Below are 13,446 nucleotides of genomic sequence, written 5' to 3' on the forward strand. Positions count from 1 at the left end.
GGTTTCGACCGGTCGGGGGCCGCCCCTTCGCTGTCGCGGACACGGTGACGGGCGCGTCACAGAGGTGTCCCGGTCGGGTCAGCGCCGCGCAGCGGCCCGAATCGCGGCTCTAGTCTGGCCCGGCTCCGGACGCTTCGGCCGGGGCCCGGACGTACATCCAGGGGGCTGGGCAGGTCATGCGCAGAGGCAACGTGTCACGCAGAGAGTTGATGAGGCTGGCGGGGGCCGGGGCGGTGCTCCTCGGGGCCGGTACGGCGGCCTGCGGGCCGGAGGACGATCCGGCCGGGGGCGGCGGGGCGCAGAGCCCGGGAACGGGCGGGTCCGGGGGCACGGCAGGCACCCCCGCGCCGGGGTCCGTGCCGAAGGCCGCCTGGCAGCACCCCACGACGTACGACGGACTGGCATGGATCTCCGCGCTCGCCGTGGTCGGCAACGTGGTGCTCGTCTCCGGTGACCCGCTGGTGGCCCGTGACGTGGCCACCGGCAAGGAGATCTGGTCCCGCGCGGAGGTCACCACCCCCGGTGCCAACATGCTCATCGGCGGCGGGACGCTCTATCTCCCGAGCGCCCGGTACGACGGGAACGTCATCGGCCTGGACCCGGCTACGGGCAAGGACACCTGGCGGAGCCGGCTGGGGAAGGAGTACTCCCAGCCCCGGCCCATCGCCGCGGACGCGCACCACGTCTACGTCGTCGCGGGGATCCTGGACAAGGACCTCAGGACGCCTGACAACGTGATCGCGGCGATCGACACCGCATCGGGCAAGGTCGTCTGGCGCGAGAAGCGCGACCACGGGACGGACCAGTACGGCATCACCGCGCGGGTTGTCGGCAGCCGGCTCGTCTACACGGACTTCCGGGAGAACCTCACGGTGCGCGACACCGCGACCGGGCACCAGGTCTGGACGAAGAAGACCGGCCGGTCCAACAACCGCGGCTTCGAGATCCACCAGGACCTCGCCATCCTCGCGAACGGGAACCGGATGCGCGCCTACGGCCTCGCGGACGGCAAGGAACGCTGGTCGTTCGGAACCGAGAAGTACGACCGGTTCAACGACCCGGCGGTCCTGGACGGCGTCCTCTACGTCTCCGACAGCCTGCACGGCCTCTGGGCGGCCGATCCGGCGACCGGGAAGAGGCACTGGCACGACAAGGGGAGCCTGGACGTCGCGGCGCCCTGGCAGTTCGCCAAGGCCGGGAACGTCCTCTACGGGGCGACGGAGTTCGACAAGGACGGCGGCATCCACGCCTTCGACGCGTCCAGTGGGAAGCTCCGCTGGACCTACAACGACGGCAGCGGCGACATCCAGCGGTGGTACCTGGCCGGAGGCGGCAAGAACCTCGTGGCCCTGCACGCGAAGAAGGTGTCGGGACTGCCCGCCGTGTAGCGCGCGGCACGGGGCCGAAGGTCCCGAAACGGACGGGCTTAGGTCCCACCGGCGGTGACAAGGCGCACAGCCCTTTCCAGGCCTACTAGCCGCCATAGGAGCGAGCGCCATGATCGCCGGAGGGACCTTCGGCCCTGCACGGGGCAGGACCTTGGGGGGTACGGGATGAACTGCCCCGATAACGGGTCCATGTCCGATAAGGATGGTTCGGAACTGGGGTTAAACGTCTCCGGGTGAAGAGATCCGGAGGGGCGGAGGGGGTCGGCTCCGGGACCCGCGGCGGCGAATTCCCGGAGCTCCCGCTACGGCTTTTCTTCGTAGATGGGGGGTTTGAGCACCGGCGGGGATGCGGGTTACCAAGGGATGGCCAGCCCGGCCGAGTGCCGGGTCCAGTCATCTCCGGAGGTTTTCCGCTTATGTCGAAGCGCGTTACGTTCAAGCACTCCCACCGCCCGTCCGCCTCCCGTGTGCGCAGCGCCGTGGTGGCGGCCGGCCTGGGGACGTCGATGGTTCTCGGTGTGGGCGCTGCGTTCGCGGCCGGCACCTCGGGTACCTCCGGCGCAGCCGCCCTGGCGAGCACCACCACCGCCGACTCGGTCGCCGAGCAGGCGGCCGCGCAGGGCAAGGCGGCGAAGTCCGCCGAGCACGAGGCGGCGAAGGAGAAGGCCGCGGCCAAGAAGAAGGCGGCGGCCAAGAAGAAGGCCGCCGCGAAGCTTCCCTGGGAGACCCCCGTCTCCCACTACGAGCTGACCGCGAGCTTCGGCAACGACGGCAGCCGCTGGTCGCACAAGCACTCCGGCCAGGACTTCGCCGTGCCGATCGGCACCAAGGTCGAGGCCGCGCACAAGGGCACCATCGTGAAGGCCGGCCCGAACGGCGGCGGCGACGGTCCCGCGTACGGCAACGCCATCGTGATCAAGCACAGCAACGGCACCTACTCGCAGTACGCGCACCTCTCCAAGATCGATGTGCACATCGGCGAGCACGTGAAGAAGGGCGAGAAGATCGCTCTCTCCGGCAACACCGGCAACACCAGCGGTCCGCACCTGCACTTCGAGATCCGGACCACGCCGAACTACGGTTCCGCGGTCAACCCGGTCAACTACCTCCACAAGGAGGGCGTCAAGGTCTGACCGGACCGCGACACCACCGCCCGCTACTGGGCGGAACCCGGGTCATGGGCCCGGGTGACCAGTTCGACGGCGACTTCGAGGACGGCCTTGCGCTTCTCCTCGGGGTCGCCGTCGGCGTCGTTCAGCGCGAACATCCCGGCGTGCATGGTGAAGAGCGCGCTGAAGCACCGCACCTGGTCGGTGAGGGGTGCGTCGGCGTCCTTGATCAGGCCGACGAGCCCCAGGACCCGGCCCTTCATCGTCTCGCCGATGCTCAGATCGCGTACGGTCGCCTGGTTCTCCTGCATGAACCGGAAGAGCGGGGCGGCCCCCCGCAGCACCTCGCTGTAGCGGCGGAGGATCTCCTTCTTCGTCTCCAGGGTGCGCGGCTGCGTCTGGCCCCAGGCGATCAGCTCCTCCACCGGCCGGTTGAGGTCCTCGAAGATGCTGACGAGGATGTCTTCCTTGGTCTTGAAGTGGTAGTACAGCGCGGCCTTGGTGACGTCCAGCTTCTCGCTGATCTCCCTGAGGGAGGTCTTCTCGTAACCCTGCTCGGCGAAGAGCTCCAGGGCGACGTCCTGGATGCGCTGGCGGGTGTTCCCCCGGCGTGGCTGCGGCGTGCTGCCCATGGTGCTCTCCCAAGAGATACTTACTTGACGCCCGGCTAGTTACGGGGTTACTTTCCCTGAGTATAGTCAACTAGCCGGGCGGCAAGTAAGTGCCTCGGTGAGCAGGGGATCAGGGGAGTGGGGATCATGTCGGATCTGAAGAAGGCGCCGGACAGGAAGGCGGACGGCGGTCCGGCCGACCGGGCGCAGAAACCCGAGCCGCAGCAGCGCAGTGTCCGGGTGGTGGTGCTCGCACTGATGATCGCGATGCTGCTGGCCATGCTGGACAACCTGATCGTCGGCACCGCGATGCCGACCATCGTCGGTGACCTCGGCGGGCTCGAGCACCTGTCCTGGGTCGTCACCGCCTACACCCTGGCCACCGCCGCCTCCACCCCCATCTGGGGCAAGCTCGGCGACATGTACGGGCGCAAGGGCATCTTCCTCACGTCCATCGTGATCTTCCTGATCGGCTCCGTCCTCAGCGGTATGTCCCAGGACATGGGCCAGCTGATCGGCTTCCGGGCGATCCAGGGGCTCGGCGCCGGTGGTCTGATGGTCGGCGTCATGGCGATCATCGGCGACCTCGTGCCGCCCCGTGAGCGCGGCAAGTACCAGGGCATGATGGCCGGCGTGATGGCGATCGCCATGATCGGCGGCCCGCTGGTCGGCGGCACCATCACCGACCACCTCGGCTGGCGCTGGAGCTTCTACATCAACCTGCCGCTGGGCGCCGTCGCCCTGCTGATGATCACCACCGTGCTCCACCTGCCCAAGCGGGAGCGCACCAAGGCGAACGTCGACTACCTCGGTGCCGGGCTGCTGACCGTCGGCATCACCGCGATCGTGCTGGTCACCACCTGGGGCGGCTCGGAGTACGACTGGAACTCCGCGGTCATCATGGAGCTCATCGCGATCGGGGTCGCAGCACTGGCCGGCTTCCTGTTCGTCGAGACGAAGGCCGCAGAACCGATCATCCCGCTGCACATCTTCCGCAACCGCAACTTCACCCTGATGTCGCTGGTCGGCTTCATGGCCGGGTTCGTGATGTTCGGCGCGGTGCTCTTCCTGCCGCTGTTCCAGCAGTCCGTCCAGGGCGCGTCCGCGACCAACTCCGGACTGCTGCTCCTGCCGATGCTGCTGGCGATGATGGTCGTCTCGCTCGTCGCCGGACGGATCACCACCAGCACCGGCAAGTACAAGATCTTCCCGATCCTCGGCTCGATCCTGATGGTGGCCGGCCTCTTCCTGCTCTCGCAGATGGACACCTCCACCACCCGGTTCACCTCCGGCGTCTACATGGCCGTGCTCGGTGCGGGCATGGGCTTCCTGATGCAGATCACGATGCTCGTGGCACAGAACAGCGTCGAGATGAAGGACATGGGCGTCGCCTCGTCCTCCACCACCCTCTTCCGTACGCTCGGCAGCTCCTTCGGAGTCGCCATCATGGGCGCGCTGTTCACCGGACGGGTGAACGACGAGATGGCCGCCCGCGGCGGCGCGGGAGCCACCACGCACGGCGCCCAGCTCGACGCGGCGAGCCTGGCGAAGCTGCCGGCCCCGGTCCGTGAGGCCTACGAGTACGCGGTGTCCTCCGGTACGCACATCGCCTTCATGGTGGGCGCATCGGTCGGACTGATCGCCCTGGTCGCGGCCCTCTTCGTCAAGGAGGTCCCGCTGCGGGGCACCGGACCGGAGACGGACAAGGCCCCGCTGGTCGAAGCCGTGTAGAACCGCCGGCCGTACGGAAGGGCCCCGGGGTGCGTGTGCACCCCGGGGCCCTTTTCGCTGCTGCGGACGGAGCGCTCAGCGGCCCGGCTGCTCGCCGCGCGCCTGCGTCCCGCTGCCTGCCGCCTTCCGGCCGCCCGCTTCCGGCCCGCGCTGCTCGGCCAGCAGCATCGGGTAGCTGCCCGTGTCGGTAGGCGCGTGCTCGGGCAGCCACAGCACGGCGATCGCTCCGCCGGTGCCCGCGACCGCGCCCTCGGGGGCGGCGTTGCGGAAGGTCAGCCGGGCGCCCAGCACCCGTGCCTGCCCGGCCGCGATCGTCAGCCCGAGCCCGTGCCCGTGCCCGGACCGGTCGGTGGAGCCGGTACGGAACCGGCTCGGCCCCTCTCGCAGCAGCGCCGCAGGGAAGCCCGCGCCGTGGTCCCGGACGCGGACCACCCGGCCCTCGACCGTGACCTCCACCGGGGTGGAGCCGTGCTTGGCGGCGTTGCCCAGCAGATTGCCCAGGATCCGCTCCAGCCGGCGCGGATCGGTGCTGACCCACGACTCGTGGACCACCTGAACCCGCACCTGCGGGTTCAGCAGCCCGATGCGGCGGCTGACGAAGTCGCCCAGCGCGATCTCCTGCAGCTCGGCCCGCTCGGACGCACTGTCCAGCCGGGCCACCTCCAGTACGTCCTCGACCAGTGTGCGCATCGCCTGGGCCCGGTCCCGTACCAGCTCCGAGGGGCGGCCGGGCGGCAGCAGCTCGGCCGCCGTCAGCAGCCCCGTCACGGGGGTGCGCAGCTCGTGCGCGATGTCCGCGGTGACCCGGCGCTCGGCCTCGATCCGCTCGTTCAGCGCGTCGGTGAGGGCGTCCACCGCACCCGCCAGCTCATCGGTCTCGTCCTGGACGACGCCACCGACGGCGTCCCTGACCCTGACCTCCGTGTTGCCCTGCGCGACCTTCCCCGCCGCGGCCGCAGCCTTGCGCAGCCGGCGCGACAGCTGGCCGCCGATCAGCACGCCCAGCGCGGAGCCGCCGAAGACCACCGAGACCGAGCCGATGATCAGGGCCCGGTCGAGATCGCCCATGATCGTGGTGGAACGGTCCGCGAAGCGGGTGTGCAGCGAGAGCACGTCGCCGCTGGGCAGCGGCACCGCCGCCCAGACGTCGGGCACCCCGCCGCCGTCCTCCACATGCGTGGCACGCCGGTGCTTCCGCGTCTCCTGGCGCAGGCTCTTCGGCATCGTCGGATCGTTGAGCTTCGCGCCGAACCGGGGGTCGGCCTTCTTCGTCTTCTTCGCCTCGTACAGCAGCTGGGCGTAGGTCAGCCGCTCCAGCTGCACCTCGCGGGCGTTCTCCAGCATCGAGACCCTGGCGGCGTTGTGCACGACCAGGCTCAGCGCGACCGCGATCAGGGCGCCGACCGCGGCGATCGCGATGCTGATCTTCCAGCGGACACTCGTCCGCAGGGACGGCCGCCTCATGCCCTGAGCTTGTAGCCGAAGCCGCGGACCGTCTCGATCCGGTCCTGGCCGACCTTCGTACGAAGCCGCTGCACATGGACGTCCACGACCCGGGTGTCGCCGCCCCAGCCGTAGTCCCAGACCCGCTCCAGCAGCTTGTCGCGAGAGAGCACCGTGCCGGGGGCGGAGGAGAACTCCAGCAGCAGCCGCATCTCGGTCGGGGTCAGGCCCACCTGTTCGCCGCCCTTGCGCACCTCCATGCCCTCGGTGTCGACCTCCAGGTCGCCGAAGACCAGCACCCCGCCCTCGGCCCCGTCCTCCGCCTCCGCCGTGCCGCCGGGCCCGCCGCCCGAGGCGTGGCCGAAACGGCGCAGCACGGCACGGATCCTGGCGACCAGGACCGCGCCGTCGAAGGGCTTGGTGACGTAGTCGTCGGCCCCGGCCTCCAGGCCGAGCACCACGTCGATCGAATCGGCACGGGCCGACAGCATGATCACGGGAACCGTCGACTCGTCCCGGATGCGACGGCACAGGCTCACCCCGTCGAGGCCGGGCACCATCACGTCGAGCAGGGCGATGTCGGGCCGGTCGGCCCGGAACGCGTCGAGGCCCTGGAGGCCGTCGGGCATCGCGGTGACCACGAAGCCGTCCCGCTCCAGCGCCAGCTGGGTGGCCTCGCGGATGACGTCGTCGTCCTCGACGAACAGAACATGGGTCTCGGCCATCGCGCTGCTCTCAGTTCTTCGTCGGTTCCGCGGGCGCGGGGAAGTCATCGTCCCCGGCACCGACGGCTCGGTTGAAGTCGTTGTGCACCCGGTCCTGCTCACTGAACCGGCTGTCCGCCCAGTGGTACGTGATCACTTCCTCGCCCGAGGGGTAGGCGACCCGGTCCTTCTTCCCGTAGACCTGCGTCGTCACCACCAGATCACCGCGGTCGATGGTTCCGTAGACCGCGGGCTGCTCGGTGGTGAACACGTTCTCGTACGTGCCGTCCGTGCGGGGCCGGTACACATAGGTGCCGACCCCCACCGAATCGCCGCAGGTCATCACATTCACCACGACGTCCGCGGAGGGGCCGCCGGTCAGCCTGCCGTACGAGGTGTCCACCGGGTACTCGTCACCGGTGCAGGGCTTCAGGTCCGTCCGGACCCGCTCGCTCACCTTCGTGTCCGCCTTGAGCAGTGCCACGGCGTCGACCCGGGGGGTCGGCTTCGCCGTGGTGGGTGCCGTGGGCGTCGGCGTGAGCTGAGCGACCGGCTGGGTGCCCGCCGGTCCCTCGTCGCGCGTGCCGGTGCCACCCGTGGAGCAGCTGACGGCGAACAGCCCGAAGACGGCGAGCCCGGCCAGAGCCGTACTGCTCGCCGCCCATCCGGTCAGGAACCGTCTGTTTCTGCCGGCCCCGTCGCCGCTACCGCCGTCGGTGACCGCGTCGCTTCCGCCGCCGTCGTCACCGCTGCCTGTCAGGCCGCGCACCGCTCCCGCCCCCGCTCGTCATGACGCCCGATCCCCTGCGCCGTGCTCCGTGTCCGCACCGGAGCCGTGGCCGCCGAGGCACGGGCCGCCGGCCGGTGCTCCCGGTCCTCACGGACGCGGGCCTCCCGGGCGGCTTCCTCCCTGCTCTCCAGCTCCTGGCGCAGCCGCGCCAAGGCGCGGTGCAGGGTGCTCTTCACCGTACCGGCCGACATGCCGAGCGCCGCGGCGGTCTCCTCCGTGCTCATCTGCTCCCAGTGTCGCAGCACGACGACGCTGCGCTGCTTGGGAGCCAGCACGCCCAGTACGTCCATGAGCAGGGCGCGGTCGGCACGCTGCTCGGTGCCGTCCTCGACGCTGGCGTCGGGAAGCTGCTCGGTGGGGACCTCGTCCAGCTTGCGGGCCCGCCACCACTCGGTCCGGGTGTTGATCATGACGCGACGCAGATAGGCGTCGGCGAGGGACTTGTCGGCGATGCCGTCCCAGCGGCCGTACGTACGGGCCAGAGCCGTCTGCAGCAGGTCCTGTGCATCCACCGGGTCGGGGACCAGCCGCCGCGCGCTGCGCAGCAGCGCATCCTGCCGGGTACGCACGTACTCCTCGAATCCGAGCACCTCGCCCTGCGCCATAACAACCGCCTCCGTCCCCGTGGAACCCCGTAGTACCGCCGCCAGCCGCTTGGTCGTCGGGCTGACGTCGGTGACGCTACGGAGCGGTTGTCACGAGGCTGTGCGGAGCAGCCATACGCCGACGCACGGCTGCCCATCGGTTGTGTAACAGCACAGGAGCGGGAGTGGGACAAAGGCCCACCGCGGGGCGGAGAACGGGCGCGCCCCGGGCCGGGCGGGTATCCCCGCCCGGCCGTCAGGTCAGCGGCAGCCGGTACTGACCGCCGGCCAGCGGTTCGACCAGGCCGTCGGCGACCAGGCCGTCCAGCGCACGGGCCCGCTGCACCGGTTCGTCCCACACGGCGTCCAGCGCCGACTGCGGCACCGGGGTCACCGCCTCGCGCAGCACGGCGAGCAGCCTGCCGCGCACCTGCCGGTCCGTACCGGCGTACGTCTGGCCGCGGCGCGGCGGCCCCTGGTGGGCCGGCTTGCCGGCCAGCCGCCAGGCGCACTGCTCCGCGATGGGGCAGCGCGTGCAGTCCTCGTTCTTCGCGGTGCAGACGAGGGCCCCGAGCTCCATCGTCGCGGCGGCCCACCGGGCCGCCTGCTCGTCGCCCTCGGGCAGCAGGGCGCGGGCGAGCTTGCGCTCGGCCGCGGTGGTCGCGTTCGGCGGGTACTGGATGCCGGTCGCGGCCCGGGCGAACACCCGGCGGACGTTCGTGTCGAGGACGGCGTGCCGCTGCCGGTAGGCGAACGAGGCCACGGCTGCCGCCGTGTACTCACCGATCCCGGGCAGCGCGAGCAGCTGGGCGTGCTCGCTCGGTACGTCGCCGCCGTGCCGTTCCGTTATTGCCTGGGCGGCCCCGTGCAGCCGCAGTGCTCGCCGGGGGTAGCCGAGCCGGCCCCAGGCGCGGACGGCCTCACCGGGAGGGTCCGCCGCGAGGTCGGCAGGGCGCGGCCAGCGGGCCAGCCACTGTTCGTACACCGGGAGCACCCGGTTCACGGGGGTCTGCTGCAGCATGAACTCGCTCACCATCACACCCCAGGCGCCCGCTTCGGGGCGGCGCCAGGGCAGATCGCGGGCGTGCTGGTCGAACCACCCGATGACGGGGGTGTGGAGGGAGGCGGGGGGCGTCTGTGTCGCAGTCGTGGCAGTCATCGCACTCACGATCCTGGCACGGAAGGGCAGACGACGGCCCCGGGCACGGGGGTGTCGCCCCGCATAAGAGCCCTTGGAGTGATAGTGCCACCCGTCTGTCCCCAGGCCACCGGACCTCCGGTCCGGCAAGTGGCCGCACCCTCCGGAGCGGGTTGCGGCAAGTGGGCGCATCCCGCGTCCCCGGGTTGCGAAAACACCGTTCCGGGATGATGATCCGCAAAACTTGGGATCAGGGCGGCGGGTGGGGCGGGAGTCGGGGCCGATCTCTCGTACAGTTTGCGCCGTGGGATCTCTGCGTAATCCGATCGGGCCGCTTCCCTCCACCATCTACTGGCGACGGAGGGCGGTAGCGGCGACGCTGATTGCGCTGCTCGCGTTGCTGGTCGTATGGGCCGTCACCTCCCGTGGCGGCAACGGGAATCACGACGACTCCAAGGCACCGGGCTCCGGTCCGACCGACGCGATCACGCCAGGCCCCTCCGGTTCCGGCCCTGCCATCAGTGAACAGCCGGGCGGCCGGGACGAGTCGGGCGACTCCGACGGGGGCGACGGCGGTGACGGGAGCGACGGCGGGAGCGCGGGCACCGGGGGCTCCGACGGCTCGGCCGGCGCCAACGGCGGCTCGGACAGCGGCGGTTCCGCGTCCGACGGCAGCACGGGCTCGGGTCCGGGCAGCGGGTCGGCCGGCGGCGGGACCGCCGGCCAGCAGCTCCCGGCCGGTTCTCCGATTCCCGACTGCACCCCGGGCGCACTGCAGTTGACCCTGAAGACCGACAACACCTACGGGCCCGGCCAGAAGCCGAAGTTCCGGCTGATCGCCAAGAACACCTCGGCCACCGCCTGCAAGGCGGACTTCGGCCCGAAGAGCGCCGTCCTCACCATCACCGAAGCCGGTGGCGACGACAACGAGGTGTGGTCCTCCAAGGACTGCCCGCGCAACGCGGCCGCCGTACTGCTGAAGGTCCCGGCCGGATCGACCGTCGTGCACACCGTGGAGTGGAACCGCGCGAAGAGCGCCCCGAAGTGCGCGACGCCGCCCGCGGGGAGCGCCGGCCCGGGTACGTACCTGGTCGAGGCCAAGGCACCGGGCGAGCCCGTGCAGCGGGCCTCGTTCGTCCTCGCGAAGGACTGACACCCGCTCGCGCGGACGGTCGGGGCCCGGTGCGATCCACCGGGCCCCGACACCTCCTGCCGCCGTACCTACCGGTTACACGTACCGCTCGAGGATCGACGACTCGGCCAGCCGTGACAGGCCCTCGCGCACACTGCGGGCCCGCGCCTCGCCGACCCCGTCCACCGTCTGGAGATCGTCGACGCTCGCCGCGAGCAGCTTCTGCAGGCCGCCGAAGTGCTCCACGAGCCGGTCGATGATCGCCCCGGGCAGCCGCGGCACCTTCGCCAGCAGCCGGAAGCCGCGCGGCGAGACCGCCGAGTCGAGCGTCTCCGGAGAGCCGCTGTAGCCCAGCGCCCGTGCCACGACGGGAAGTTCGAGCAGCTCGGTGTGGGACAGCGCGTCCAGCTCGGTGAGTGCCTCCGCCACCGTGCGCGAACGCTTCGCGGTCGGCTCCGGCACGTAGTCGCGCACGACCAGCTCGCGCTCCGGCTCCACGCCCGCGATCAGCTCGTCGAGCTGGAGCGAGAGGAGCCGGCCGTCGGTCCCCAGCTCCACCACGTACTCGGCGATCTCGGTCGCGATCCGGCGGACCATCTCGAGACGCTGAGCGACGGCCGTCACGTCCCGGACGGTCACCAGGTCCTCGATCTCCAGCGCGGAGAGCGTGCCCGCGACCTCGTCCAGCCGGAGCTTGTACCGCTCCAGCGTGGCGAGCGCCTGGTTGGCGCGGGAGAGGATCGCCGCGGACTCCTCCAGGACCCGGCGCTGCCCGTCCACGTACAGCGCGATGAGGTGCATCGACTGCGAGACGGAGACCACCGGGAAATTGCACTGCCGGGAGACCCGGTCCGCCGTGCGGTGGCGGGTGCCGGTCTCCTCGGTGGGGATGGAGGCGTCCGGGACCAGCTGCACGCCGGCGCGCAGGATCTTGGTCATGTCCTTGTCGAGGATCAATGCCCCGTCGAGTTTGGCCAGCTCTCGCAGCCGGGTCGCGGTGAATTCCACGTCCAGTACGAAGCCGCCGGTGCACATCGACTCGACGGTTCTGTCCATGCCGAGCACGATCAGCCCGCCGGTGTTGCCACGGAGAATGCGCTCCAGGCCGTCCCGCAGGGCCATTCCGGGCGCGACGGCGGTCAACGAGGCGCGCATCAGCGCCTCGTTACCGGTGCCTTGGCCGGACTTTCCGGGCGATGCTGCCCGGTCGCTGGCTGCCACTGCACTCCTCCGGTCACAGGTTTGCGGTGCCCTTAGGGCCTCTCGTCTTGAATCAGGCCGGATCCAAATGAAAGACCCAATGTCCCTCATGCCGTTCGTACGGACGGGCGAGACCAGGGCAAAGTCTACCGGCGTGCGCCGTCCTCCTGTGGGGCCTGTGCGCGAGACCGGCGCGGGAGCACTCTCAGCGCGTCGCCCATGTTGGCGACTTCCGTGACCTTCATACCGGCCGGGACCTTCCCCGGGTCGGTCGGGACCAGCGCGTGCGTGAAGCCCAGACGGTGTGCCTCGGCCAGTCTGCGCTGGACCCCGGTGACCCTTCTGACCTCGCCCGCGAGCCCCACTTCGCCGATCGCCACAAGATTCTTCGGCAGCGGTGTGTCACTCGCCGCACTGGCCAGGGCCAGCGCGATCGCGAGGTCCGCGGCGGGCTCGGTGAGCTTCACACCGCCGACCGTCGCACTGTAGATGTCCCGCTTCCCCAGCGCACTGATCCGGCCGCGCTGCTCCAGGACGGCCAGCATCATCGACACCCGGGACGTCTCCAGACCCGAGGTGGTGCGCCGGGGTGAAGGGATCTGGGAGTCCACCGTGAGCGCCTGCACCTCGGCGACCAGCGGCCGCTTGCCCTCGAGCGTGACGGTCAGGCAGGTGCCCGGCACCGGTTCGTCGCGGCGGGTGAGGAAGAGGCCGGAGGGGTCAGCGAGGCCGGTGATGCCCTCGTCGTGGAGTTCGAAGCAGCCGACCTCGTCGGTGGCCCCGTAGCGGTTCTTCACGCCGCGTACGAGCCGGAGCCGGGCATGGCGGTCGCCCTCGAAGGACAGCACCACGTCGACCAGGTGCTCCAGCAGCCGCGGGCCCGCGATCGCCCCGTCCTTGGTGACGTGACCGACCAGCATGGTCGACATGCCGCGCTCCTTCGAGGCCCGGATGAGCGCCCCCGCGACCTCGCGGACCTGCGCCATCCCGCCCGGCGCGCCCTCGATCTCGGGCGAGGCCACGGTCTGCACGGAGTCGAGGACGAGCAGGGACGGCTTGACCGCGTCCAGATGGCCCAGGACCGCGGACAGATCCGTCTCGGCGGCCAGATACAGGTGGTCGTTGATCGCCCGGATCCGGTCGGCACGCATCCTGACCTGGCTGGCGGACTCCTCGGCGGTCACGTAGAGCGTGCGGTGTTCGTCGCTCGCCGCCTTGGCCGCCACGTCCAGCAGCAGGGTGGACTTGCCCACGCCGGGCTCGCCCGCCAGCAGCACCACGGCACCGGGCACCAGCCCGCCGCCCAGCACCCGGTCCAGCTCACCCACGCCGGTCGAGCGGGCGGTGGCCTGCCTGCTGTCGACCTGGCCGATCGGGAGAGCGGCGGTCGAGACGCGTCCGGCAGCCGTCGTCCGTACCGCGGGGGCGCCGCCGAACTCCTCGACCGTCCCCCACGCCTGGCATTCGAAGCAGCGGCCGAGCCATTTGGCGGTCGTCCAGCCGCATTCCGTGCAGCGGTAGGACGGCCGGTCCTTCGCGGTTTTCGTACGGGCAGCCATGGCGCCACCGTATAGGTGACCTCGGACAGTGCCGTGCGGTGCCGCCCGGCCCGGGGG

General features: G+C 70.8%; 12 protein-coding genes. 4 read left to right on the forward strand and 8 right to left on the reverse strand.

Annotated elements, in window-relative coordinates:
• Window positions 1-209: 209 nt before the first annotated feature.
• Both ACFVJX_RS34165 and ACFVJX_RS34170 read left to right on the forward strand, forming a co-directional pair.
• Window positions 210-1,388 carry a PQQ-binding-like beta-propeller repeat protein gene (locus tag ACFVJX_RS34165; RefSeq protein WP_384136040.1) on the forward strand — a complete coding sequence of 393 codons (1,179 nt, stop codon included), beginning with the start codon at window positions 210-212 and terminating at the stop codon, window positions 1,386-1,388.
• A gap of 416 nt (window positions 1,389-1,804) precedes the next feature.
• A complete protein-coding gene (locus ACFVJX_RS34170; protein ID WP_384136038.1) occupies window positions 1,805-2,521 on the forward strand; it encodes a M23 family metallopeptidase in 717 nt (238 codons plus the stop codon).
• Between the two features lie 23 nt (window positions 2,522-2,544).
• Here ACFVJX_RS34170 and ACFVJX_RS34175 read toward each other — a convergent pair whose 3' ends face one another.
• Window positions 2,545-3,129: a TetR/AcrR family transcriptional regulator gene (locus ACFVJX_RS34175; protein ID WP_384136036.1), complete on the reverse strand. Its 585-nt coding sequence runs from the start codon at window positions 3,127-3,129 to the stop codon at window positions 2,545-2,547.
• Between the two features lie 126 nt (window positions 3,130-3,255).
• On the opposite strand from ACFVJX_RS34175, the gene ACFVJX_RS34180 reads away from it, so the two are divergent.
• Window positions 3,256-4,839, forward strand: coding sequence for an MDR family MFS transporter (locus ACFVJX_RS34180; protein ID WP_384136035.1), 1,584 nt, complete (start codon window positions 3,256-3,258; stop codon window positions 4,837-4,839).
• A 75-nt stretch (window positions 4,840-4,914) separates the two neighbouring features.
• On the opposite strand, the gene cseC is transcribed toward ACFVJX_RS34180, so the two are convergent.
• The 5 genes from cseC to ACFVJX_RS34205 form a co-directional block, all read right to left on the reverse strand.
• Window positions 4,915-6,303: a two-component system sensor histidine kinase CseC gene (cseC, locus tag ACFVJX_RS34185; protein WP_384136034.1), complete on the reverse strand. Its 1,389-nt coding sequence runs from the start codon at window positions 6,301-6,303 to the stop codon at window positions 4,915-4,917.
• Window positions 6,300-7,007: a two-component system response regulator CseB gene (gene cseB / locus ACFVJX_RS34190; protein ID WP_384136032.1), complete on the reverse strand. Its 708-nt coding sequence runs from the start codon at window positions 7,005-7,007 to the stop codon at window positions 6,300-6,302. Before cseB ends, cseC begins: the two co-directional genes overlap by 4 nt.
• A gap of 10 nt (window positions 7,008-7,017) precedes the next feature.
• The gene (locus ACFVJX_RS34195; protein ID WP_384136030.1) at window positions 7,018-7,755 is read right to left on the reverse strand and encodes a hypothetical protein; all 738 of its coding nucleotides are present in this window, start codon (window positions 7,753-7,755) and stop codon (window positions 7,018-7,020) included.
• Complete coding sequence (locus ACFVJX_RS34200; protein ID WP_384136029.1) at window positions 7,743-8,381, reverse strand: SigE family RNA polymerase sigma factor; 639 nt, start codon at window positions 8,379-8,381, stop codon at window positions 7,743-7,745. The genes ACFVJX_RS34195 and ACFVJX_RS34200 overlap by 13 nt, the downstream gene beginning before the upstream one ends.
• A gap of 235 nt (window positions 8,382-8,616) precedes the next feature.
• A complete protein-coding gene (locus ACFVJX_RS34205) occupies window positions 8,617-9,519 on the reverse strand; it encodes an A/G-specific adenine glycosylase (RefSeq protein WP_384136027.1) in 903 nt (300 codons plus the stop codon).
• 325 nt (window positions 9,520-9,844) lie between these two features.
• On the opposite strand from ACFVJX_RS34205, the gene ACFVJX_RS34210 reads away from it, so the two are divergent.
• Complete coding sequence (locus tag ACFVJX_RS34210; protein ID WP_384136042.1) at window positions 9,845-10,651, forward strand: hypothetical protein; 807 nt, start codon at window positions 9,845-9,847, stop codon at window positions 10,649-10,651.
• 75 nt (window positions 10,652-10,726) lie between these two features.
• Here ACFVJX_RS34210 and disA read toward each other — a convergent pair whose 3' ends face one another.
• Window positions 10,727-11,851, reverse strand: coding sequence for a DNA integrity scanning diadenylate cyclase DisA (gene disA / locus ACFVJX_RS34215; RefSeq protein ID WP_384136025.1), 1,125 nt, complete (start codon window positions 11,849-11,851; stop codon window positions 10,727-10,729).
• A gap of 125 nt (window positions 11,852-11,976) precedes the next feature.
• A complete protein-coding gene (gene radA, locus ACFVJX_RS34220; RefSeq protein WP_384136023.1) occupies window positions 11,977-13,389 on the reverse strand; it encodes a DNA repair protein RadA in 1,413 nt (470 codons plus the stop codon).
• Window positions 13,390-13,446: the final 57 nt, after the last annotated feature.

This window comes from Streptomyces sp. NPDC127177 (assembly GCF_042672475.1).
Taxonomy (GTDB): Bacteria; Actinomycetota; Actinomycetes; order Streptomycetales; family Streptomycetaceae; genus Streptomyces.

Bases quoted from the DNA above. Each gene is read 5' to 3' on its own strand.
- cseC (WP_384136034.1), bottom strand. From the start codon at position 6,303: ATGAGGCGGCCGTCCCTGCGGACGAGTGTCCGCTGGAAGATCAGCATC.
- ACFVJX_RS34165 (WP_384136040.1), top strand. From the start codon at position 210: ATGAGGCTGGCGGGGGCCGGGGCGGTGCTCCTCGGGGCCGGTACGGCG.
- ACFVJX_RS34170 (WP_384136038.1), top strand. From the start codon at position 1,805: ATGTCGAAGCGCGTTACGTTCAAGCACTCCCACCGCCCGTCCGCCTCC.
- ACFVJX_RS34200 (WP_384136029.1), bottom strand. From the start codon at position 8,381: ATGGCGCAGGGCGAGGTGCTCGGATTCGAGGAGTACGTGCGTACCCGG.
- cseB (WP_384136032.1), bottom strand. From the start codon at position 7,007: ATGGCCGAGACCCATGTTCTGTTCGTCGAGGACGACGACGTCATCCGC.
- ACFVJX_RS34175 (WP_384136036.1), bottom strand. From the start codon at position 3,129: ATGGGCAGCACGCCGCAGCCACGCCGGGGGAACACCCGCCAGCGCATC.
- ACFVJX_RS34205 (WP_384136027.1), bottom strand. From the start codon at position 9,519: ATGACTGCCACGACTGCGACACAGACGCCCCCCGCCTCCCTCCACACC.
- radA (WP_384136023.1), bottom strand. From the start codon at position 13,389: ATGGCTGCCCGTACGAAAACCGCGAAGGACCGGCCGTCCTACCGCTGC.
- ACFVJX_RS34180 (WP_384136035.1), top strand. From the start codon at position 3,256: ATGTCGGATCTGAAGAAGGCGCCGGACAGGAAGGCGGACGGCGGTCCG.